Here is a 20,144-nt window from a genome sequence, read left to right on the forward strand (position 1 = left end):
GAGCTCAGGCGCCGTAAACATCGGTGATGATGCCTTGTGCCCTCCGGCCGGTTCCTCGTGGGCGCCTGCCGGAGAGCACTTTTGTCCTGGTCCGAACGGGTTATTGCATCGGTGTGAACATCGGTTCGCCGGATGCGGTTTCGAGCACTTCTTCCTGCAGGACATCCCAGTGCTCGGCGATCAGGCCATTTTCAACGCGGAAGATATCGACACCGACCAGGGTCTTGGGGCCGAATCCGGTAATGCGGGCATGGACCGCGACCAGGTCACCGTCGCCAATGATCATGCCCGGTTCATACTTGAAATTGGCAGGCGCGTGACTGAACAGCTCCTTGATCACTGCACGGCCCGACTTAATGCTCGGGTTGTGCTGGATGTAGTCCTCCGCAAAATACGTATCGATGGCATTTGTATTGCCGTTTACGAAAATCTCGGTCACGGCTTTCGACACCACGTCCTTGGCAGTTTCCGCGAAGGCCGCAGCGGGCGCTCCGCCGATTGCGAGGCAGAGGAGGGCGGCTTTGAAGGTATGCTTCATGTTGGTCTCCATAATTCCGTTGATTGGGCCTCTAATAACGACTAACTAACAAAAGGAAAGTACGTACAAATTAGTTAGTATGGAGAAACCGCCATAAACAGCGCAAAAAATATTGCACCCGATGTTCTGGATAGGATGTGTCCGTCTCGCATCGTGCTCAATCACGTTACAAGCCGCTGGGGTGTTCTTGTGCTGATTGCCCTTCAGCAAAAGACCCTGAGGTTCAGCGAACTGCGCCGTATTATCGGGGACGTCAGCGAAAAGATGTTGTCTCAAACGCTGAAGACGCTGGAGAACGACGGCTTTGTTCACCGCGAGGCGCTCAATGTGGTTCCCCCGCACGTCGAGTACCGCCTCACACCACACGGTCAGGGCGTCGCGGTGCACGTCAAGGCATTGGCGGCTTGGGTGGAGGACAACATCATGGACCTGCCGAGATCAGGTAACTCATAGTGCTGAAACAGTCGGCCGCCGCAATCCTCTACAAATTCCCGGCGCGGGGTTTCCATACTGGCGGCCAGCCGCAGCAATCCTGCAGACGTGTCCGTGCGTCCTGATCCAGGAAGTCGAACTAGGGATCAGGCGGCGTTTTGGCTGGCAGCTTCCTCAAGGACGCTTTCCAGATGCCAGATCTTCGAGACGATCTGCCAACCGTCGGCGCCCTTCACGAAACCGAGATGATCGACAAAGATGTTTTGATGGGCGCGAATACGGATCTTGACCGTCGCGCTGATGGGAGAGAGGTAGTCGATCAGCAAAATCTCGGCTTCTTTTGCCTGCCCCTTGCTGGCGGGGGACACGCGGCTGCCGACATCGCGGCTGAAGCTGTCGATCGGTTCGACGAACACCGTGCCGTTGTCCGCATCGAACAGGCTCGAGCGGGGATGGAACACCGCATTCAGTTTTTCCGTATCGCAGTCATGGATCGCGTCGAAATAGGTTTCGATGGCGTCGAAAAGCTCGGTCGGTCTGGTCACGATCACGTCTCCGTTCTGGGTTGATGGCCTATGCTTGCCACCATCGGAAAAATCGCGATACTGGCGGAATGGACAACCTGCAGTCAGATTCTGCCAACGTGACGAAATTTGCGATCCCGCCGGTCAAGGCCCCCTTGGTCTGCGCAATTGCCTACGACGGTCTGTGCACATTCGAATTCGGCATAGCGGTCGAACTTTTCGCCCTGCCGCGCCCCGAGTTTGATCGCTGGTATCGTTTTGCGACCGTAAAGGCGGAGCCCGGACCTATTCGCGCCTTGGGCGGTATCACTCTGGATGCGCAAGACGATCTTGACCTGCTGCAGGAGGCGAGCCTGATCATCGTCCCCGGTTGGCGCGGGGCGGATATACCCGTGCCCGGCACGCTTTGCGCCGCTCTGCGTGCGGCCCGTGACCGAGGCGCACGCATCGCCTCGATCTGTTCCGGCGTCTTTGTCCTGGCGGCAGCAGGGTTGCTGGACGGCAAAACCGCGACAACCCATTGGCGTTATACGCAAAAGCTTGCGGAGCGATATCCTGAGATAACCGTCGATCCCGATGTTCTCTTCGTCGAAAGCGGCGGGGTCTTCACCTCCGCAGGTTCGGCGGCCGGGCTGGATCTGGGGCTGCACATAATCCGTCAGGACTATGGAGCGCAGGTTGCTGCCAGCGTTGCCCGGAGGCTCGTTCTGCCCGCGCAGCGAGACGGCGGCCAGCGCCAGTTTGTGCCGCGCCCGGAGCCCAGGGCCCGTGTCGGCTCAGGGCTGGCGGCCTTGCAGGATCTTATCAGGGCGTCCATTGACGAAAACTGGCCGGTCGAGCGCATGGCCAGCTCCGCAGGAACCAGCCCACGCACCCTGGCGCGCCGTTTTCACGAGGAAGTCGGCACCACTCCGTTGAACTGGCTCAAGGTCGAACGGGTGTCCCGTGCGGCAGAGTTGCTTGAGAACGGTCACGTGCCACTGGCGGATGTCTGGGACGCGTGCGGGTTCGGGTCCGCGGAAACATTTCGCCGGGAATTCCGAAAAGCCATGGGAGTTCCGCCCGTCCGATATCGGGAGAGGCTTGGCGCAATATCCGGTGCAACGGCAGACAGCTGATCTCGCGATGACTGCGGATACCGTGCCCATGTTTGACCGCAAGCGCCGAAACGGACCGCCCTGCAAGTCGAGGCATCGTTAAAGTTGGCCCGGAAACAGGCGTCTGCTGCGACCGGGAACCTCCGGCCGCAGCAGACTTGTGTCTCTTAACCCCCGAAAATATCGGTGGTGATGCCCTTGTACCAGCCGACCGATTCCTCATAGGTCGCCTGTCGCAGGGCGTCGTCTTCTCCGGTCTGGCTGATGAAGCTGTTGGTCGAGGCGATCTTGTCGGCTGAAGGGGCGTATTGGGCGCCGACCTTCACACCGTCATTGGTTTCGATCAGGCTCCAGCAGGTGTTCGAATATTTTGCCGGGAAGACCTTCGATCCGGTGAGTTCTCCCCGGATGGCCATGGCCGCGACCTTTGCCTGGCTGTTCGCTGAAAATCCGGATTTCGGCATGTCACCGGCAATCGAGGCATCGCCGATGACGAAGATGTTGTCGTCCATTTGCGAGCGCATGGAAGCGGGATCGATCGGACAGAAACCGCTGTCGTTCGCCAGCCCGGCGCTGGCGGCAATCATGCCGGCCTTCTGCGCCGGAATGACATTCACCAGATCCCCCTTGAAGGTATCCAGATCCGTTTCCACTTCGCCGGTCTGCGGATCGACGCTGGCGATGCCGCCATGAACGTCCGGGCCGTACCACTCGATCATGCCCGGATAGTATTTTTCCCAGCCTTCGGTGAACAATCCCTGCTTGGAGAACTTCGGCTTCGGGTCGATGATCACGATCTTGCAGTCGTTGTAGCCCTTTTCCTTGAACAGGTGAGCCATCATGGAAACGCGCTCGTAAGGTCCCGGAGGGCAGCGGTAGGGGTTGGGCGGGGCGACCATCACCACCTGCTGGCCGTTTTCGATCGCATCCAGCCTGGCCTTCAGGAGCTTCGTCTGCGGTCCGGCTTTCCAGGCATGCGGCATGATTTCGGCCACCTCCTCGGAATAGCCCGGCACGCTGTCGTAGATCAGGTCGATGCCTGGGGCCACGATCAGCCGGTCGTAAGGCACCCTGGAGCCGTCGGCCATCACGACTTCCCTGGCTTCGCGGTCGACCGTATCGGCAAACGCGTTGACAACGGTGATGCCGTAGTTGGAGGCAAGCTTGTCGTAGCCGTGGGTGATGGAGTCGAAACTGCGGTAACCGCCCAGATACAGGTTGGAAAAGAAGCAGGTGGTGTATTGCGGATTTGCCTCGATCAGCGTGACATCCAGGTCTTCGCCTGCGTCCTTGGCCATGTAGCGCGCGGCTGTCGCCCCGCCCGCGCCGCCGCCGATCACGACGGCCCTGGGTTTGCCCTGTGCCCTCGCGTAATAGGGCATCGCAAGTGTAGAGGCACCGGCCCCCATCATCAGTCCGAATGTCCGGCGTGAGATATTAGGCATTTTCTTCCTCCCCAGATGTGCAGCGAGCGGCGGGTTTTTCCGGAAAAGTCCCTACTGTGGATCGAGTGAACCGAAGTAAGCCGCGAGTGCTGCGATTTCCTCGTTGCCGAGATTGGTCGTCATGTTTTGCATGACCTGATGGCTGCGGATATTTGTCTTGTATTCGAACAGCACCCGGATAAAGGCCTGGCTCGGCCAGCCGACGATCGACGGGATCCCGTCCGCCCGGCCGGACATCTGGTGGCAGGTGACGCATTCGCTGGAAAGATATTCGCCATATTCCGGATCGCCCTCCAGCCCCATCGCCGCCGCGCCGATTTCCGCGCGTGTCTGCGTATCTGCCTGAGGATCGCTCGCCGGGGCTTCCTGCGACAACGCCTTCAAATAGGCGATGACGTCCGTCCGGTCCTGGCTCTTGCGCATGCCGAGATAGGACATGCGCGTTCCGGGAACATAGGCGCGCGGCTTTTCCAGGTAGGCGTCCAGAGTAGATGCGTTCCAGAGAAGGCCTTCTTCGCCGAGCTTTTTCATCGCGCTTGAGTATTTGAAACCCTCAAGCACGCCCGCCTGGCGGCCGAACAAGCCGTCCAGGTGCGGGCCGACGCCGTTGCGGGCATCCGCACCGACCTGGTGGCAGGACTTGCAGGCTTTGAACAGGGCCTCGCCCCTTGCCGGATCACCGTTCCCGGAGGCCGCCGCGGACAGTGGCAGCAGGACGTAGCCGGCCGCGAGCAGCGTCCAGGCGCCCCGTTTCAACGCGGCGGCTCTGGGCAAAATGCCTTTCGGCGTTTTGGTGCGTCCGGATCCGGTCATGTCGGGTCCTCCCCTCCCGGGACTTTCTCCCTGCGCGAAGTGGGACGGCCGCGCCTCCTTGCAGCCGCCCCGCCTTCAGTTCGGGGCGTTATCGCAAAACGGTGTCAGTCAACGCCTCCCATTCCGGCGGCATCGTCGTCATCGACGGATCCCGGCGTCACATCCAGAATCCGCGACCGCATGGTGATCTCGACGGGGCTGTCCTTGCAATCGCTCATGCAGGGTTCGCTCTTGTCGGCGTAATGAGGCTCCTCCGCACGATCATCGGCGATGAAGTTGTCTTCATTCGGCAGATGGATCTCCGCGAAATTCTCGTTCGAGAGCTCGAAATCCTCATCTTCGACGATATCGTTCAGATAGAGGAGATAGGCGGTGATGGCATAGATGTCGTCGTCGGACAGTGAACGCGCATTGCCGTAGGGCATTGCCCGCCGCACATAGTCATAGACGGTCGACAGATACGGCCAGTAGGAGCCGATGGTCTTTTCCGGACGCTCTTCGGTCAATGTGTCCTGACCCCCGGCCAGAACCGGCCAGCGACCGACGCCTTCTCCGAAGTCGCCGTGGCAAACCGCACAATTTTCCGAATAGAGCCCTTCGCCGTCGGCAACCGTTCCCGATCCCGCGGGCAGACCTTCGCCATCCGGGCGTATATCGATATCCCATGCGGCGACTTCGTCTTCCGTCGCCACCCGGCCGAGCCCGAGGACACCGCCCTCACGCATCGCGGAAACCGGGGCAGGAGCCGGTGCGGTGGCATTGGCCGCCGCGGTTTCGACTTCGGCTTCAGCCGTTTCCGGTTCCGCAGCGCTCTGCGCGTCTTCTGCCGCCGGAGCGGCGCTGGAGAAGGTTGCCAGATAGGCGATCACATTCTCCAGGTCCTCCTGCTTGCGCAGGCCGGCAAAGGCCATCTTCGTGCCCTTGATCATGGCTTTCGGCTTTTCCAGATAGGTGGTCATGGTGGCGTCGTCCCACACAAGCCCTTCCTCGCCGGCCTTGATCATCGCCTTGGAATATTTGTAGCCGTCAAGGGCCCCCGCGGTGCGTCCGAACACCTCGTTCAGTTGCGGGCCGACCTTGTTCTTGGCGTTTTCGCCGACCGCATGGCAGGCGGCGCATTTCTTGAAGACCTTTGCCCCCTTGTCGGGGTCGCCGGCCTGGGCCGCACCTGCAAGAACCGGCAGGGCTGCGAGGGAAACGCCAAGGCTGAGAACTTTAAGAAACTTCGACATTTTCCACCGTCCCGTCTGCTTTGACATGCCAGGTCTGGATACCGTTGTTGTGATAGATCGAGTTTTCGCCGCGTGCGGCGCGCAATTCATTCTTGGTCGGCTGGAAATAGCCGTTTTCATCCATCGCGCGGGACTGGAGCAGAAGATCCGAACCGTCCCAGTCGATGTCGAGATAGAAGCGGTGCATGGCCTTCGGCAGGCTCGGGCCGTCCAGCCGGGCCGTCTTCCAGTTGCGTCCGCCGTCTATGGACACATCGACACGAGTGATGCGGCCGTTGCCTGACCAGGCAACGCCGGATATCACCAGCGGGCCCTTGCCGTGCGTGACGGGCGCTTGCGGGCTCGGGTTGGTGACGACCGACTTGGCGTCCATGACCCAGGTGAACCGGCGGGCTTTGCCGCTCTCCAGAAGATCCGTGTATTTGGACGTTTCCTCGCGCTGGTGCCACGGCTCGTCGCCGACTTCGATGCGGCGCAGCCACTTGATCCACATGTTGCCTTCCCAGCCGGGGACGACAAGGCGCAAGGGATATCCCTGTTCCGGGCGCAGGGCCTCGCCGTTCATCTTGAAGGCGACCAGGCAGTCGTCCAGCGCCTTTTCCATCGGGATCGACCGCGTCATGGCGGAGGCATCGGCCCCTTCCGGCATGATCCACTTGGCATTGGTCTTGATGCCGGCCTCTTCCAGGATCAGCTTCAGAGGCACGCCGGTGTACATCACGCTATGGATCATGCCGTGGGTGTACTGGCAGCCGTTGAGCTGCGATCCGCGCCATTCCATGCCCGAATTGGCGGCGCACTCCAGGAAATACACCCGGTTTTCACGCGGAAACCGCTTCAGGTCCTCCATGGTGAACACCAGAGGCGTGTCGACCAGACCGTTGATCATCAGCCGATGGTCCGCCGGATTGATCTCCGCGATGCCGCCGTGGTGGCGTTCGAAGCACAATCCATTCGGCGTGATGATGCCGTCCAGCTCATGAAGGGGCGTGAAGTTGACGGAACTCTCCGTCGATGCGGTCAGCCATTCCACGTCGCGGCGCACCACATGGGCCTCGAATTCCGACGGCGTGCCGTAGGGACGCGACTGCACACCTTCACCGAGATACCGGTTCCAGTCCTGAATTTCGGTTATCAGCGGATCTCCATCCGCACGCGCTGCTCCCACCGCGCCTGCCGCCACGCCGGTGGCAAGACCGGCTTTGAGAAGCGCCCGGCGGGACAGGTTCGGCGATTGAGAAACGGTCTTGTCACTCATGACTGGTCCTCTTGGTCAAGACATCAGCCGGCAAGCGTCACGGACTGGTTGTCCGGCAGCTTGACGACAGGGTTTTTGGTGATGTGGTTTTCGACGACGTCCCAGATCGGCGGACCTTCGGTGCCTTCGTTGACGGAGGCCCAGCCCGCGACGACGTAATCTTTGGCTGGATCGATGGCTTCGCCGGTCGCCAGCAGCGTCATGCCGGAGATGCGCTCGCCGATCTCCTTGTTCGGATCGATCGTGTATCCCATGCCGCCGACGCGCACCATGTCGCCGCCCTGCTGGTAATAGGGATCCTTGTTGAACAGGTTGTCGCCGACGTCTTCCAGGATGTCCTTCAGCGTCTGCCCGCTCATTGCCGAGCGGTAGGCCGCCGGATAGGTCATGGCGCAGGCGTTGTGCACATCCTCGAAAGTGATGTCCTGACCCGGCAGCAGGCTGGTGCCCCAGCGGAAACCGGGCGACAGTGCGATTTCCGCATCGCGTTCTTTCAGAAGCGCCTGGCAGATCAGGTCGTCGAACGTGCCGTTGAAATTGCCGCGCCTGTAGAGAAGGCTTTCGGTCTTGCCGAGCACCCGGGAAAGATCGCCTTCATAGGGCGCGCGAACCTCGTCGATCAGCGCGGACATGTCGGCGTCCGGTGTGATGATGTCGGAGAACACCGGAATGAGACGGTAGGCATAGCCGCTGAGCTTGCCGTCCTGGATATCCAGATCCAGCCGCGAAACGAATTTGCCGTTGGAGCCCGACGCGATCACCAGCGTGTCGTTGACGATCACCGGCTCGGGCAGGGCATCGTGCGTGTGCCCGGTGAGGATGACATCGATGCCGTCGACGCGGGAGGCCAGCTTGCGGTCCACGTCGAAGCCGTTGTGCGAAAGCAGTACGATCAGGTCCGCGCCTTCGTCCTGCGCTTCCGCAACATGCTTGGCAATGTCTTCTTCACGGATACCGAAGGACCAGCCGGGGATCATCCAGCGCGGATTGGCAATCGGTGTATAGGGGAAGGCCTGGCCGATGACGGCCACCTTGGCGCCGCCCCGTTCGAACATCTTCCAGGGCTCGAAGGCCGGTTCGTCCCATTCGGCGTCGTAGATATTCGACCCCAGAAACGCGAAGGGCAGCTCATCGATCAGTTCCTGCACCCTGTCGGTGCCGTAGGTGAATTCCCAGTGGCCGGTCATCGCATCGGGAGAGAGCGAATTCATCACCGTGACCATGTCCTGGCCTTCGGTGACGTTGGAGGTGTAACTGCCCTGCCAGGTGTCGCCGCCGTCCAGCAGCAGCACGTTGTCATCCCCCCGTTCGGCGCGGATACGCTTGATCACCGTCGCCACCCGGTCCATGCCGCCCATCTTGCCGTAGCTTTGGGCCAGCGCGACGTAATCCTCGCTGGTCAGGGCATAGGCATCGGGCGAACCGGGCTCGATGTTGTAGAGCTTCAGGAAATCCGCGCCGGTCACATGCGGCGGTTTTCCGGCCACGTCGCCGATGCCGAGATTGATTGACGGCTCGCGGAAATAGATCGGCTTGAGCTGGGCATGAATGTCGGTGATGTGAACCAGGGTCAGTTTACCCTTGGGCTCCATCTGCAGGAGCAGGTCCTCGGAAAGCGCCTGTTGCGCCATCAGCCGGGACCACGATCCCGCCATTCCTGACCCGAGCAGCGCGCTCGTCGCCGTTGCCGCCATCAGGAATTCGCGTCGTGAGAACATTCCTTGCCTCCAAAATCGCGGACCAGATCCCGGCTGGCCGCATGCATGACTTCTCCGCTGGCGCACGGGGATCCGCGCACCATGGATCTTCGGATGAATTGTGCTTTCCAGCCTTCCTGCGCGAACGCGGGAAAGCCGATCACTCAAGGCCGGCAGGACCATCCGGCGCAGCGGCAGCCGCCGCGCCGGGATGGTTGGGAGGGCGCCTACTGGCGCACAGCCGGCGTTTCGACCCCGAGACCAGAACCGCGCCAGGTCACATAGACCTCAAGCGCCATGAGATCGTCGGAGAAGGCTGGCGGAAACGCGGCGCGTGTGTCCCGGATGCAGCCGCGGAAACGGTTGTGCAGCGAGACCATGGCGCTTTGCTTCAGCCGGTAGGTCGGGAAGCCGTTGACATTGCCCTGGCTGAGATGGTCGGCACGGATATAGTTGCCGTTGTAGTCTTCGTGACAGGTCGCGCAGGACAGGTTCAACTGACCGGTGCGGGTGTAGTAAAGCTCTTCGCCCTTGTCCCACCAGGCTTTCATGTCGCCTTCAGTCAGATCGACTTCCACCGGCATGCCGATCGACTGGTGCTTGATGAAGGTCGTCAGGGCCTTCTGGTCGGCCGCATCGAACTTGTAGGGCTTGGCCTGCATGTTCTCTTCGCGACACTGGTTGATCTGAAGTTCGATGTTGAAAGGTTTGCCCGCGTCGGCATTCCATTTCGGATAGTTGGCACCGATGCCCTTCAGGAACTCCTCGCCGTCTTCGTGGCAGGAGGCGCAGGACTTGCCGGCATCACCTTCCACGGTGTTCCAGATTTCCTCACCGCGCTCCACGTAGAGCATGCCCGGATTCTGGAAGCTGTCAGCCTCAAGATCCCGCGTTTCCTCGGTGCGGTAGTGCCACCCGGAAATCACTTCGTCGAGCGGATGGCCTTCCGGCGGGGCCACACGGGTCATGATTTCCATCTCGCCGTCGATGACAAGCTTGTCGTCCGACGGTCCGCCGGCAAACGCCGCGCTGTGCGCACCCAGCACCAACGCGACGCCTGCTGCTAAAGAAAGTCTATTGGATCTGGCCAAATCGTCTCCTCCCGATTGTCCCGGCCTTCAAATGTCACGGTCTATTCGACCGTGATCTTCTTCTCGGATTCGTAGACGCTGCCGTCGTCATCCACCCAGGTGAACTTGAAGGTGCCGCTGTTTTCGACCTTTGCGTTGAACTCCATGTAGGGGTTCGCCGATACGGCCGGGTCCATGTCGCATTCGAAGACGAGCTGGCCGTCGAATTCGCATTTGAACGTGTTGATGATCTGACGCGGGACGAGGTTGCCTTCCTTGTCCTTGCGCTGTCCGGATTCCATCGGATGACTGATGAGAGTCTTGATGGTGATGACTTCGCCCTTGGATGCCTTCTTCGGCACTTTCACGCGGGGTTTCGGATTTGCCATGATGTGTTCCTCTGTGTCCTGATCTTCTCGCTCAGCCGCCGCAGCCGCCGATGGTGACCTTGACTTCCTTGCGGTCGATGAAGGTGGAACCATCATTCATCTTGGCCACGGCAATCACGTTCTGGGTCTTGGCCAGCCGGATTCGCGTCTTGGCTTCCGCAGCACCGCTCATTGCGGTGAAGTGGAAGGTCGCAACCGCCGGACTGGGGTTGCCTTCCGCCAGGATCAGGACGGATTCCACGTAGTTGTCGGCCGTCATCGGGCTTTCCACGGAAACGCCGACCGGCACGGTGTTGCCGTTCTCGGCAATTTCCGGCGTATCAAGGGTTACGGTCCCCGTCGCCGGCTCTGCACCGCCGGTAAAGGCCTTGATGGCGGCTTCGGTATCATCTGTCGCCGCGAATGAAATCCGCGGGGCAACGGCCACGAAGGCGGCAGCGCCTGCCGTAAGGCCGAAGACTTGGCGTCGAGTAAAAGTCATCTCTTGCTCCCTGAGTCTCGAGATCAGTTGTCCTTGAGTGTCATGAGATAGGCGACTACGTCCTCTACCTCCTGAGCGGTCAGAATGGTCTGGCCGGCGTTTTCCTCGGCAACATTCACGCCGACTTTCAGCGTGTAGAAGCCGGGCATGATTGTCTGTTCGCCGAAAACATCCTTGCTGTTTACGACGATGGCGCGCAGCTGTTCTTCGCTCCAGCGGTCGGCGACGCCGTCAAGCTCCGGTCCGACCTCTCCGTGAAAGAGCTGTTCCTTCAGGTCCGTATTGGCATGGCAGGCCAGGCAATTGCCCTTCTTGCGGTCCGCGAATGCCTCGCGCCCGGCTGCCGGGTCGCCCTTGTTGTCGGTGAGTGTCTGCGTCAGCTCCATGTCCTCGATGGGAACGCTGTCCGGAGCCACGGTTCCGGCGGTCGCCACCGATGCGGCCATGACGGTCAGACCGGCCAGTAGTGCCGGCAAGCTCGTAAGTCTCGCGCCTGTCCTCATGATGTCGGCTTTCCTCCTCAGTGCGAAACGGCTGCCGCCGTCTCTTAGGCAGACCCGGTAACCGGTCCGCCTGTCCTCCTCACATTAAAAGATATGATTTTTTGCATATATTATGCAATAGGCCTTTTTACTAAGCCGGATCAAGCTCCTTTTTTATATCGGCGTCACTCCGCGCCGAGGCGGCCCTGCTCGCGCAACTCATTGATTATGCGGGCGTGGTACTTCTGAAAATGCTCGTCGCCCTCATAACCCTTTTCCCGGACCCAGCGGAACATGTTCAGGAAAGTCCACTTTCCGAACGCCCCCGGCATGGTCGCAACGGCGGCTTCCTGCACTGTGCCGTCATCCGGAGCGGTCTCCGGAAGGAAGACGATTGTCGGGGTGAACACGTAGCCCCATTTGCGCGCCGCGCTCTTTTCCGTCAGCTCCTCGCCATCCAGATCGATCACTTCCTCGTCGCCGAACATGTTGTATTGGACGACCATGAAATTCTCTTTGATGTAGTCGGTGACTTCCGGGTCGGAGAGGATCTTCTCGTGCATCTGGCGGCAATAGATGCAGCCTCTCTGCTCGAAAACGATCGCCAGGCGCTTGCCCTCACCGGAAGCGGTCTCGATGTCCTCGGCAATGTCGCGGAAGGTCATCGTGAACCAGGGCTGCTTGTGCAGCCCGTCCTCGCCCATTGTGGCGGCGAGGGCCGTCGTGCCCAGTGCCGCCGTCAACTCCACTGCCAGGACCAGATGTTTCCAGAAGCGCATGTTCCTATCCTCCCAGGTGTACTCAGCCGATTTGTGAAAAAACCGGAAATGTTTCAAGAAGCCAGAAGGCGATGGCCGACATCTGGCCGGTGATGAACAAGAGGCCGGTCAGGACCAGAAGACCGCCCATTACCTTTTCCACCGTGCCCATGTGTTTGCGGAACCGCCCGGCGAGCCGGAGAAAGCGGCTGGCAAAGGCGGCGGCCAGTATGAACGGCAGGCCGATCCCGAGGGCATAGACCGCCAGCAGCGCCGCGCCGTGCCAGGTCGAATCGGAAGAGCCGGCGACAAACAGGATGGCGGCCAGAACCGGTCCGACACAGGGCGTCCAGCCGAAGGCGAAGGCAAGGCCCATGACGAAAGCGCCGATCAGTCCGGCCGGTTTGCGCTCCACCTGGATCCGGGCTTCGCGGAACAGCAGCCCGATCCGGAAGACGCCGAGAAAATGCAGGCCCATGACGATGATGATACCGCCCGCCACATAGGAAAGAACGTCGTAATAGCGGGCGATCGACTGGCCGACGACACTCGCCGTCGCACCGAGCGCGACGAACACCGCCGAGAACCCCAGCACGAAAGCCACGGCTGCCAGAATCACCCGTCGCCCGGTTTCCGCCGTCGCGGCGTCGCCCTTCAGCTCGTCGACGCTCACTCCGGCCAGATAGCACAGATAGGGCGGCACGATCGGCAGCACACATGGCGAAATGAATGAGAGCAGCCCTGCGAGAAAGGCGGCTCCTAGCGAGACGTCGAGCATTCCTGTCCTCCCGGTGAAACTCGAAACCTGTTTTACTTTAAAGTATTCAAAAATTCATATATATTGCAATGAAAGAAATGCAGGAGCGTTCAGAATGTCGATTGCGCTGCGGTTTGGCGCGCTTGCCCGGGTCGTTTTCATCGTCCTCGTCTGGTCGTTGCCGGCGGGCGCGGCGGAGCTGATCATGCTGGAACAGCCGGGCTGCGTCTGGTGCAAGCGCTGGAACGAGGAAATCGGCGTCGCCTATCCAAAGACGGAGGAAGGCCAGCGCGCGCCCCTGCGCCGGGTCGATATCACTGATAGCTGGCCGGAAGACCTCACCGGTATCGCGCGCGAACGGCTGACGCCCACCTTCGTGCTGATCGAGAACGGGGTCGAGATCGACCGGCTGCGCGGTTATCCCGGAGCGCATTTTTTCTGGCCGCTGCTCGCCGGCATGCTTGAAAAGCTGCCTGAAAAGATCAACTGACAAAGTTGATCGGCCCGGTGACAAGGCTCCGTTATCCGGCTACTAAGTGTTTTACGCAGCGCAAGGCGAATTCGACGGAGACTTCAGACTTTCATGAACTTACCGGTCTTCAACAAGGACATGGCGGCGGAGGATCTCGACCTGCTGATGGCGCAGGCGAGAAAGGCCAGCGACCTTCTGAAAGCACTGTCCCATGAAGTGCGGCTGGTCATCCTGTGCCTGCTGTCGGAAGGCGAAAAGTCGGTCTCCGAGCTTGAAGAGATCCTGACCATGCCGCAGGCCGCGGTCTCCCAGCAACTGGCAAGGCTGCGCCTTGAAGGGCTCGTGGCGTCCCGTCGCGACGGCCGCCTGATCTACTACAGCTTGGTGGATGACGAGGTGAGCTCGATCATCGGCAGCCTCTACGATCTGTTCTGCAAGGACGCTCGCCCTGCCAAGAGCTGACGCGACCCTCTGTTGGCGCAATGCAGCATGGGCACTGATTGCTGGACCGGACACTGCCTGATACCCTTTTGTAAAATAGCGAAACCGGACCGGCTTCATCTGAAAACGTCCGGAATGCGCTGGATCAAACCGTTTTCCTGCGTGCTCGTGTATGCAGGAGACCGAATTCAGACGACCGTTCACAAGAAACGGCGGAGCCCGCGGGCACAGACGGCAGTCTGCTCTGGGAGGATGCCCGAAAGGGCAATGAGGGGAACAGGCACATGTTTATTCCGGACCCGGTCTTGCTGACGCCGATCCTTGGCGTACTTGCCGGGTGCGTTCTGGGTTTCGCCGCGCGGGTAACCCACTTCTGCACCCTGTCGTCGCTTGAGCGCCACTGGTATGCCAGCGACAGCAGCGGCTTGCGCACCTGGGTTCTGGCTGCCGTTTGTGCCCTCATCGGCACGCAGCTGCTTGCAGCCTTCGGTCTGGCCGACCTGGAAGCATCCTTTTACCTCTCCTCCGAATTTGCCTGGACCGGTGCCATTGCCGGCGGCGTCATGTTCGGGATCGGCATGGCTCTTGTGGGAACCTGCGGGTTCGGTGCGGTTCTGCGCCTCGGTGGCGGCAGCCTGAGGGCGCTTGTTGTTCTGACCGTGATCGGACTGTCGGCGCTCGCCGCGCAGCGCGGCATTCTGGCGGTCGTGCGCGTGCCGCTGGTGGATGACCTTGCGTATTCCTTCGACTGGGCCGGAAGCCAGTCCATCGGCGATATCCTCTCGGCGCTGACCGGGCTGCGCCTGCAGGAGGCTGTCGCTGCGCTCATGGCTTTTGCCGGTCTGGCATGGATCTTCAGGTCGGCGTCCTACCGGCGCGAGTTCGGAAAGATCGCATCGGCGGTCGTCATCGGCGCGGTGATCGCATTCGGCTGGTGGGCAACGACATTCACCGCAGCCCACTCCTTCGACCCGATCCAGATCGAGGCAGGGTCCTTCGTGGTGCCGGTGGGCGACACCATTTTGCAGTTCATCACCTACACCGGAACCTGGCCCGACTACGGGGTCGGCCTGATCGTCGGAACGTTCCTCGGTGCGGTCTTCGCCGCCCTGTGGAAGCGGGATGTCCGTTGGGAGGCCTGTGACGATGCCAGGGAACTGGGGCGTCACCTTCTGGGCGGCACCCTGATGGGTATCGGCGGCGTCATGGCCATGGGCTGCACGGTCGGGCAGGGCATTACCGGCTTTTCATCCCTGGCCATTTCCGCCCCGATCGTCATGCTGTCCATGGCCTTTGGCGCAAGGCTGGGCCTGGCCTGGCTGTTCGAGGGATCGGTGCTTGCCGTTTTCCGGCGCTATGGCGACGACACGCGCCGCTCGCCCGCCGAATAGCCGGCTTCCCGCATCACCCCTTGACGAACCTGTAACCCTGTGCGGCTTTTTCCACCCGGCCTTCGCCCGGATGCGGAAAGTGGAAGCCGATGACCCTCGACTGATCGAGCGCGAGCCGGTCGAGAAGCATCTTGCGCGTGGCGATCCCCTGGTCCCGGTCCTGGTCGGTGCCCGACGCCCACTCCGGTTTTTCAAAGGAAATCACGGCGTTTGAAATGGCGTCGCCGACCACGAAGACGCTCTGCGAACCCCCGTGGATCATGTAGGACATGTGACCGGGCGTATGTCCGTGGGTGCCGACCGCCTCGACGCCCGGCAGCACCTCGTCCCCCGGAGCGATCATGGAAATCTGGTCTTTGATGGCCTCAAGCCGGGACTGGGCGCCGACCACGAAGCTTTTCCGCTCGTCCGGCATGTTCGCCAGCGTATCGTCCGCGCGCCAGAAATCCCATTCGCCCTGCGGCACGTGGATATTCGCCTGCGGATAAAGCGGGTCGTCGAAATCGTCCAGAATGCCCCACAGGTGATCCGGGTGCGCATGGGTAAGGATCACGTCGGTGATGTCCGACGGATCGATACCTGCGTTTTCCAGTTTGGACAGAAGCTCACCGGCGGTGGGCTGGAAATTCGGTCCGGCGCCGACGTCGAACAGGGCGAGGCGGTCGCCGCTGCGCAACAGCGTGATGTTGCAGTCCGGCGTCAGCATGTCTGTCGCCATGCCGTGGGGCGCGAGCAGAGCCGAAATTTCCTCTTCACTCTGCTCCGGCAGAATGAAGTCCATCGGCAGGGAAAGATGGCCGTCGGAAAAGACCGTAATTTCATGATCGCCGACGCTCAGGTGTGCCTCGGCAAACGCCCGGCCGTGACCGGCGATCCCTGTTGCGGCCAGGGCGACGCCGCTCAGCAGGATCTCCCGCCTCGACATTTCAACACGCTTCAGACCGGACATTGTTTCCTCCACATATTCAAACTTTTGAATTTATCTATATGTCCCGGGAAAGGGGCAATAGTCAAACGGGAACCGCCGCTACCGGACTGCATCAAAGCGCATGCATCGCCGCACGGGCAGTTGAGGTGGCGCTCGAGATAAAAGGCAGAAGAAACAGCAGTGACAAGTAAACGTGAGCGGTTGGTGAAGTGAAATTGCCTGAATGACGGACGGATTAACTGGATGTTATTTGTAGTGATCGGCATGAAACCCAATCTCGATAGAAGCGGAGAAGGCGCATCCCGGCACAAGCCGGAAAGCAGGCTCCGCCGTCCGGGATCCCGATCCCGGTCTCATAAACACTTGAAGGAGATTGGAAATGCGTACGAACCGGAAAACCCTGTTCTCTCTTCTGGCCACCGCCATGATTTCTTCCGTTGCGATCGGCAGTGCTCATGCCGACCCGAACGACCTGATCGGCGATCTCACCGGTGACAAGCCGCTTTCCCCGCGTCAGCAGAGCGGGTTCAACCAAAAAGCCCTGCAGAATGCGGCCGGCAACAGGTTGCTGATCCTTCCGGTTGAAGGCAGCTACAATGGCGAGGAGCGCCTGACAGCCCGTCAGCAGAACATCGCCAATGCCAGGATAAACGCGAGCTCGGACGCCCGCGCGCTTCCGTTGTTGCAGTTCCAGGGCGACTGGAACGGAACCGCCAAGGCAGGTTTTCCGCATCAGTAAACGCCGATGACGGAGACTGAAAAGAAAGGGCCGCGCAACTTGCGCGGCCTTTCTTCTTTGAGCGACGCCGACCGCGAGTGCGCTCTTAAACATTCATATTTATGAATTTTCCTATATGTCCTTGAGGCAGGTCAAGGCGGGTTGCGGCTGAAAAGTCCAGATCGGGACGATGGAAAACCGGCTCGGACATGGACCCGGGAGGCCGAGATGGATTTGACGTATCTTCTGGACCGGATACCGGAAGCGTGGCTTCTGGCGCTTGGCGGTCTGATTGTCGGCGTTGCCTTCGGCGCATTCGCGCAGCAAAGCCGGTTTTGCCTTCGCGCGGCTGCCCTGGAGTTTTCCCGCGGCGCCCCGTCCGACCGCCTGCCGGTCTGGCTGCTCGCCTTTTCTTCCGCTCTCATCGCCACCCAGGTCCTGATGCACTTCGGTGAGGTGCAGGCGAGCGAAGCCCGTCAGCTGGCTTCGCCGCAAAGTCTGTCGGGCGCCTTGCTTGGTGGATTGATGTTCGGCGCCGGCATGGTTCTGGCGAGGGGTTGCGCCAGCCGCCTGCTCGTTCTGTCGGCAACCGGAAACCTGCGCGCGCTCCTGTCGGGACTGGTCTTCGCCGTCGTCGCCCAGGCCAGCCTGCGTGGCATCCTCAAACCCGTCAGGGAATGGTTCGCCGGGCTCTGGACGACGGTCGATATCGGCGGCAACGATCTGACCGCCCAGCTCGGCCTGACACAGGGCGTCACGCTCGCCTTTGCATTGCTCTGGTTCTTCGCCGGTCTGGTCTTTGCGTGGAAAGCCCGCAAGTCCGCCTGGCAGCTTGTCGCGGCCTGCGGCGCAGGTCTGGCGATACCGCTTGCCTGGTGGTTCACCTCGACCATGGCCCGCCAGGCATTCGACCCGGTCCAGGTGGAAGGGGTGACCTTCACCGGTCCGTCCGCGGACACGTTGATGCTCGTCCTTTCTCCACCGGGAGACCTGCTCGATTTCGATATCGGTCTGGTTCCCGGGGTTTTCCTGGGGTCGTTCCTGGCAGCCTTGCTGACGCGTGAACTGGCGCTGCAGGGGTTTGAGGGCGGAAAGTCGATGGCCCGGTATCTCACCGGAGCCACGCTGATGGGGTTCGGCGGCATGCTGGCGGGCGGCTGCGCCGTCGGGGCCGGCATCACAGGTGCCTCGATTTTCGCCCTGACAGCCTGGATAACCCTGTCCGGGATCTGGCTGTCCGCCGCCGTGACGGACAGGCTGATGGAAGGACGGGGGATCTCCCGTTTCGCATTCGCAGACGAGGTCGGCAATTCCAGCTGACTCATCGCATTTCGAGCTGCGCCGGGGACTGTTTTTCCCCAACCCGTCGTCATCGGATAAATTCCGGCTACAGCCCCGGCCCGATAAGCGCTAAACCTTGGCGACAGACGCGGAAGGTGAAGGCGAGCGAATGAAACTGGACGAAAAGCCGGCCAAGGACAGGTTCCTGATGCACGGACCGGTCACGGACGGCGGGACGATAATGACGCCGGATCGCGTCGCCTTGTGGTGGATTTTCCTCGATCAGATCACCGACAGCGACTGGGAAACCCTGGAAGCGGTCGTCAGCGAAGACGAACGCATCCGCTCGGAACGATTTCATTTCGACCGCGACAGGCAGGTCTATATCGCCGCCCATGCCATGTGCCGCGGGCTTCTCAGCTACTGCATGGGGGGAGATCCGCAAAGCTGGCGGTTCTCCGTCGAAGATCACGGCAAGCCGGAGCTGATCAGTCCTGCGGACGGTCCCCGGATGAGGGTGAACATCTCCCATACCCGTGGACTGGCCGCCGTCGCGCTGACGGTGGATCACGACATCGGCGTCGATGTGGAATGGCTGCAGCGCAATGCGGAGACGGACAAGCTGGCGCAACGCGTCTTCGCCGCGCGCGAATGCAGGACGCTTGCCGCAGCACCGCAAGCCCGCAAACTCGAGACGTTCCTGTCCTTCTGGACGCTCAAGGAAGCCTATGTGAAGGCGATCGGCAAGGGCCTGTCCCAGCCGCTGGATGCGTTTTCCTTCGATCTGGACACCTTGCGGATCGATTTCGAAGACCGGCTTGTCGACGACCCGGCGAAATGGCATTTCGAACGCTATGCGCCCGGTCCGGAACACCTGATGGCGCTCGCCATCAACCACCCGGAGCCTGCCCGGCTGACCATCGACGCAATGGCCGCACCGCTGGATTATCTTCGCGGCGCGGGCGCCTGAAGCGGCAGGCGTTATTCCGGCAGGATATCGCGGAGATAAGACGCCATGCCCTTGCTCTGGTCCCACTGGCGCGGATAGCCGAGAGAAACTTCCTCGAAACGCGAGCCGTCGCGCCAGTCGGTGCGGCGCGTGTGCAAGTGTCCGGAAATGACGACCTTGGCGTTGAAGCGCCGGTGCCAGTCCTCCGTTCGGCGGGTGCCGCACCAGGGCGTGAAGCGTGGCGCGCGTGGAATGTGGATCAGGTCACTGCGCAAGGGATAGTGATTGACCAGGATCGTGTGCGCGCCATCGGGAATCTCCGCCAGTCGTCGTTCGGCTTCCTCGCAGCGGTTTGAACACCAGTCGTCGCAGCTGTCCCAGGGGGCGGGGTTGAGATAGAGCTCATCCGCGCAGACCGCGCCCTGCTCGCGGGCCCAGTCGACCACCTCATGACGCTCGACATGGTCGGGCCGAAAACTGTAATCGTAGAGCAGGAACAGCGGCGCGATGACATGCGGCCCGCCGGGTCCGTCCCAGGTCTCGAACGGATCTTCCGGCGTGACGATGCCGTAGTCGCGGGCGCAGTCGACAAGCGCGCGGTAGCGCGTCTCTCCGGTCAGGGCAGGGCCGCCGCCCGGTTCCGGAATGGACCACAGGTCGTGATTGCCCGGAACCCAGAAAACCTTCGCGAACTTGCCGGCAAGCGTCTCGAAGGCCAGCCGGACATGATCGAACCGCTCAGCGACATCGCCCGCAACGATCAGCCAGTCGTTCTTGAAGGCCGGCAACTCCTGCAGCGCTTCACGGTTGGCGGGGCTGGCGAGGTGAAGGTCGCTGATGGCTTTCAGTTTTGACATTTCTGGATGCGACTTCCTTGACCTTGGCGGACAGGCGCGAGGGGCCTGTACGGGAACGTGCCAATATAGGTATGTTTTTCCCTAGGCGAAGGGGCTGCGAACAAACAGACCGTCCTCAGGACGGGCTACCCGGG

Annotated in this window: 23 protein-coding genes; 8 read left to right on the forward strand and 15 right to left on the reverse strand. The window is 61.1% G+C overall.

What is annotated here, in order from left to right:
• Nucleotides 1-100: 100 nt before the first annotated feature.
• Complete coding sequence (locus tag Q1B40_RS00740; RefSeq protein ID WP_299808552.1) at nt 101-538, reverse strand: nuclear transport factor 2 family protein; 438 nt, start codon at nt 536-538, stop codon at nt 101-103.
• Nucleotides 539-631: 93 nt separating this feature from the next.
• On the opposite strand from Q1B40_RS00740, the gene Q1B40_RS00745 reads away from it, so the two are divergent.
• A complete protein-coding gene (locus tag Q1B40_RS00745) occupies nt 632-991 on the forward strand; it encodes a helix-turn-helix domain-containing protein (protein WP_299812465.1) in 360 nt (119 codons plus the stop codon).
• 125 nt (nt 992-1,116) lie between these two features.
• Here Q1B40_RS00745 and Q1B40_RS00750 read toward each other — a convergent pair whose 3' ends face one another.
• On the reverse strand, nt 1,117-1,515 hold the full coding sequence (locus Q1B40_RS00750; protein WP_299808554.1) for a nuclear transport factor 2 family protein: 399 nt from the start codon (nt 1,513-1,515) through the stop codon (nt 1,117-1,119).
• A 98-nt stretch (nt 1,516-1,613) separates the two neighbouring features.
• On the opposite strand from Q1B40_RS00750, the gene ftrA reads away from it, so the two are divergent.
• Nucleotides 1,614-2,612: a transcriptional regulator FtrA gene (ftrA, locus tag Q1B40_RS00755; protein ID WP_299808556.1), complete on the forward strand. Its 999-nt coding sequence runs from the start codon at nt 1,614-1,616 to the stop codon at nt 2,610-2,612.
• Nucleotides 2,613-2,758: 146 nt separating this feature from the next.
• Here the strand turns inward: ftrA and Q1B40_RS00760 are convergent, their stop codons facing one another.
• From Q1B40_RS00760 to Q1B40_RS00810, 11 genes are all read right to left on the reverse strand, one after another.
• Complete coding sequence (locus tag Q1B40_RS00760; RefSeq protein WP_299808558.1) at nt 2,759-4,036, reverse strand: NAD(P)/FAD-dependent oxidoreductase; 1,278 nt, start codon at nt 4,034-4,036, stop codon at nt 2,759-2,761.
• Nucleotides 4,037-4,087: 51 nt separating this feature from the next.
• Nucleotides 4,088-4,849, reverse strand: a complete 762-nt coding sequence (locus Q1B40_RS00765) for a c-type cytochrome (RefSeq protein WP_299808560.1) — start codon at nt 4,847-4,849, stop codon at nt 4,088-4,090.
• A 104-nt stretch (nt 4,850-4,953) separates the two neighbouring features.
• Complete coding sequence (locus Q1B40_RS00770) at nt 4,954-6,081, reverse strand: c-type cytochrome (RefSeq protein ID WP_299808562.1); 1,128 nt, start codon at nt 6,079-6,081, stop codon at nt 4,954-4,956.
• Nucleotides 6,065-7,339 carry a sulfite dehydrogenase gene (soxC, locus tag Q1B40_RS00775; RefSeq protein WP_299808564.1) on the reverse strand — a complete coding sequence of 425 codons (1,275 nt, stop codon included), beginning with the start codon at nt 7,337-7,339 and terminating at the stop codon, nt 6,065-6,067. Before soxC ends, Q1B40_RS00770 begins: the two co-directional genes overlap by 17 nt.
• A gap of 23 nt (nt 7,340-7,362) precedes the next feature.
• A complete protein-coding gene (gene soxB, locus Q1B40_RS00780; RefSeq protein ID WP_299808566.1) occupies nt 7,363-9,057 on the reverse strand; it encodes a thiosulfohydrolase SoxB in 1,695 nt (564 codons plus the stop codon).
• A gap of 206 nt (nt 9,058-9,263) precedes the next feature.
• Nucleotides 9,264-10,085, reverse strand: a complete 822-nt coding sequence (gene soxA / locus Q1B40_RS00785; protein ID WP_299812467.1) for a sulfur oxidation c-type cytochrome SoxA — start codon at nt 10,083-10,085, stop codon at nt 9,264-9,266.
• Between the two features lie 83 nt (nt 10,086-10,168).
• On the reverse strand, nt 10,169-10,495 hold the full coding sequence (gene soxZ / locus Q1B40_RS00790; protein ID WP_299808567.1) for a thiosulfate oxidation carrier complex protein SoxZ: 327 nt from the start codon (nt 10,493-10,495) through the stop codon (nt 10,169-10,171).
• Between the two features lie 31 nt (nt 10,496-10,526).
• Nucleotides 10,527-10,976, reverse strand: coding sequence for a thiosulfate oxidation carrier protein SoxY (gene soxY / locus Q1B40_RS00795; RefSeq protein WP_068415611.1), 450 nt, complete (start codon nt 10,974-10,976; stop codon nt 10,527-10,529).
• 23 nt (nt 10,977-10,999) lie between these two features.
• Nucleotides 11,000-11,479, reverse strand: coding sequence for a sulfur oxidation c-type cytochrome SoxX (gene soxX, locus Q1B40_RS00800; RefSeq protein ID WP_299808573.1), 480 nt, complete (start codon nt 11,477-11,479; stop codon nt 11,000-11,002).
• Nucleotides 11,480-11,643: 164 nt separating this feature from the next.
• On the reverse strand, nt 11,644-12,237 hold the full coding sequence (locus Q1B40_RS00805) for a thioredoxin family protein (protein ID WP_299808576.1): 594 nt from the start codon (nt 12,235-12,237) through the stop codon (nt 11,644-11,646).
• A gap of 22 nt (nt 12,238-12,259) precedes the next feature.
• Nucleotides 12,260-12,994 carry a cytochrome c biogenesis CcdA family protein gene (locus tag Q1B40_RS00810; protein WP_299808579.1) on the reverse strand — a complete coding sequence of 245 codons (735 nt, stop codon included), beginning with the start codon at nt 12,992-12,994 and terminating at the stop codon, nt 12,260-12,262.
• Between the two features lie 94 nt (nt 12,995-13,088).
• Here Q1B40_RS00810 and Q1B40_RS00815 point away from each other — a divergent pair, with 94 nt between their 5' ends.
• From Q1B40_RS00815 to Q1B40_RS00825, 3 genes are all read left to right on the forward strand, one after another.
• Nucleotides 13,089-13,463 carry a transcriptional regulator gene (locus tag Q1B40_RS00815; protein WP_299808582.1) on the forward strand — a complete coding sequence of 125 codons (375 nt, stop codon included), beginning with the start codon at nt 13,089-13,091 and terminating at the stop codon, nt 13,461-13,463.
• 93 nt (nt 13,464-13,556) lie between these two features.
• Nucleotides 13,557-13,907, forward strand: coding sequence for a helix-turn-helix transcriptional regulator (locus Q1B40_RS00820; protein WP_299808585.1), 351 nt, complete (start codon nt 13,557-13,559; stop codon nt 13,905-13,907).
• A 263-nt stretch (nt 13,908-14,170) separates the two neighbouring features.
• Nucleotides 14,171-15,277 carry a YeeE/YedE family protein gene (locus Q1B40_RS00825; protein WP_299808588.1) on the forward strand — a complete coding sequence of 369 codons (1,107 nt, stop codon included), beginning with the start codon at nt 14,171-14,173 and terminating at the stop codon, nt 15,275-15,277.
• A 13-nt stretch (nt 15,278-15,290) separates the two neighbouring features.
• Here the strand turns inward: Q1B40_RS00825 and Q1B40_RS00830 are convergent, their stop codons facing one another.
• A complete protein-coding gene (locus Q1B40_RS00830) occupies nt 15,291-16,226 on the reverse strand; it encodes an MBL fold metallo-hydrolase (RefSeq protein WP_299808590.1) in 936 nt (311 codons plus the stop codon).
• A 358-nt stretch (nt 16,227-16,584) separates the two neighbouring features.
• Between Q1B40_RS00830 and Q1B40_RS00835 the strand changes: the two genes are divergently transcribed.
• The 3 genes from Q1B40_RS00835 (at nt 16,585) to Q1B40_RS00845 (ending at nt 19,174) form a co-directional block, all read left to right on the forward strand.
• Entirely contained in the window at nt 16,585-16,944 is a 360-nt protein-coding gene (locus Q1B40_RS00835) for a hypothetical protein (RefSeq protein ID WP_299808593.1), read from the forward strand.
• A gap of 207 nt (nt 16,945-17,151) precedes the next feature.
• Entirely contained in the window at nt 17,152-18,243 is a 1,092-nt protein-coding gene (locus tag Q1B40_RS00840) for a YeeE/YedE family protein (protein WP_299808596.1), read from the forward strand.
• A 130-nt stretch (nt 18,244-18,373) separates the two neighbouring features.
• Nucleotides 18,374-19,174 (forward strand): 4'-phosphopantetheinyl transferase superfamily protein, encoded by an 801-nt coding sequence (locus Q1B40_RS00845; RefSeq protein WP_299808599.1) that lies wholly within the window; start codon nt 18,374-18,376, stop codon nt 19,172-19,174.
• An 11-nt stretch (nt 19,175-19,185) separates the two neighbouring features.
• Here the strand turns inward: Q1B40_RS00845 and Q1B40_RS00850 are convergent, their stop codons facing one another.
• Nucleotides 19,186-20,010, reverse strand: coding sequence for a metallophosphoesterase (locus Q1B40_RS00850; RefSeq protein WP_299808602.1), 825 nt, complete (start codon nt 20,008-20,010; stop codon nt 19,186-19,188).
• Between the last annotated feature and the right edge of the window lie 134 nt (nt 20,011-20,144).

The organism is uncultured Roseibium sp., from assembly GCF_947496995.1.
Taxonomy (GTDB): Bacteria; Pseudomonadota; Alphaproteobacteria; order Rhizobiales; family Stappiaceae; genus Roseibium.

What these genes read in the sequence shown, in the direction of transcription:
- soxY (WP_068415611.1), bottom strand. Translation starts at nt 10,976, where the DNA reads ATGACTTTTACTCGACGCCAAGTCTTCGGCCTTACGGCAGGCGCTGCC.
- Q1B40_RS00845 (WP_299808599.1), top strand. Translation starts at nt 18,374, where the DNA reads ATGAAACTGGACGAAAAGCCGGCCAAGGACAGGTTCCTGATGCACGGA.
- Q1B40_RS00805 (WP_299808576.1), bottom strand. Translation starts at nt 12,237, where the DNA reads ATGCGCTTCTGGAAACATCTGGTCCTGGCAGTGGAGTTGACGGCGGCA.
- Q1B40_RS00770 (WP_299808562.1), bottom strand. Translation starts at nt 6,081, where the DNA reads ATGTCGAAGTTTCTTAAAGTTCTCAGCCTTGGCGTTTCCCTCGCAGCC.
- soxB (WP_299808566.1), bottom strand. Translation starts at nt 9,057, where the DNA reads ATGTTCTCACGACGCGAATTCCTGATGGCGGCAACGGCGACGAGCGCG.
- soxC (WP_299808564.1), bottom strand. Translation starts at nt 7,339, where the DNA reads ATGAGTGACAAGACCGTTTCTCAATCGCCGAACCTGTCCCGCCGGGCG.
- Q1B40_RS00830 (WP_299808590.1), bottom strand. Translation starts at nt 16,226, where the DNA reads ATGTCCGGTCTGAAGCGTGTTGAAATGTCGAGGCGGGAGATCCTGCTG.
- Q1B40_RS00825 (WP_299808588.1), top strand. Translation starts at nt 14,171, where the DNA reads ATGTTTATTCCGGACCCGGTCTTGCTGACGCCGATCCTTGGCGTACTT.
- Q1B40_RS00815 (WP_299808582.1), top strand. Translation starts at nt 13,089, where the DNA reads ATGTCGATTGCGCTGCGGTTTGGCGCGCTTGCCCGGGTCGTTTTCATC.
- Q1B40_RS00820 (WP_299808585.1), top strand. Translation starts at nt 13,557, where the DNA reads ATGAACTTACCGGTCTTCAACAAGGACATGGCGGCGGAGGATCTCGAC.
- Q1B40_RS00835 (WP_299808593.1), top strand. Translation starts at nt 16,585, where the DNA reads ATGCGTACGAACCGGAAAACCCTGTTCTCTCTTCTGGCCACCGCCATG.
- Q1B40_RS00740 (WP_299808552.1), bottom strand. Translation starts at nt 538, where the DNA reads ATGAAGCATACCTTCAAAGCCGCCCTCCTCTGCCTCGCAATCGGCGGA.
- soxZ (WP_299808567.1), bottom strand. Translation starts at nt 10,495, where the DNA reads ATGGCAAATCCGAAACCCCGCGTGAAAGTGCCGAAGAAGGCATCCAAG.
- soxX (WP_299808573.1), bottom strand. Translation starts at nt 11,479, where the DNA reads ATGAGGACAGGCGCGAGACTTACGAGCTTGCCGGCACTACTGGCCGGT.
- Q1B40_RS00765 (WP_299808560.1), bottom strand. Translation starts at nt 4,849, where the DNA reads ATGACCGGATCCGGACGCACCAAAACGCCGAAAGGCATTTTGCCCAGA.
- Q1B40_RS00810 (WP_299808579.1), bottom strand. Translation starts at nt 12,994, where the DNA reads ATGCTCGACGTCTCGCTAGGAGCCGCCTTTCTCGCAGGGCTGCTCTCA.
- Q1B40_RS00840 (WP_299808596.1), top strand. Translation starts at nt 17,152, where the DNA reads ATGGATTTGACGTATCTTCTGGACCGGATACCGGAAGCGTGGCTTCTG.
- Q1B40_RS00850 (WP_299808602.1), bottom strand. Translation starts at nt 20,010, where the DNA reads ATGTCAAAACTGAAAGCCATCAGCGACCTTCACCTCGCCAGCCCCGCC.
- Q1B40_RS00760 (WP_299808558.1), bottom strand. Translation starts at nt 4,036, where the DNA reads ATGCCTAATATCTCACGCCGGACATTCGGACTGATGATGGGGGCCGGT.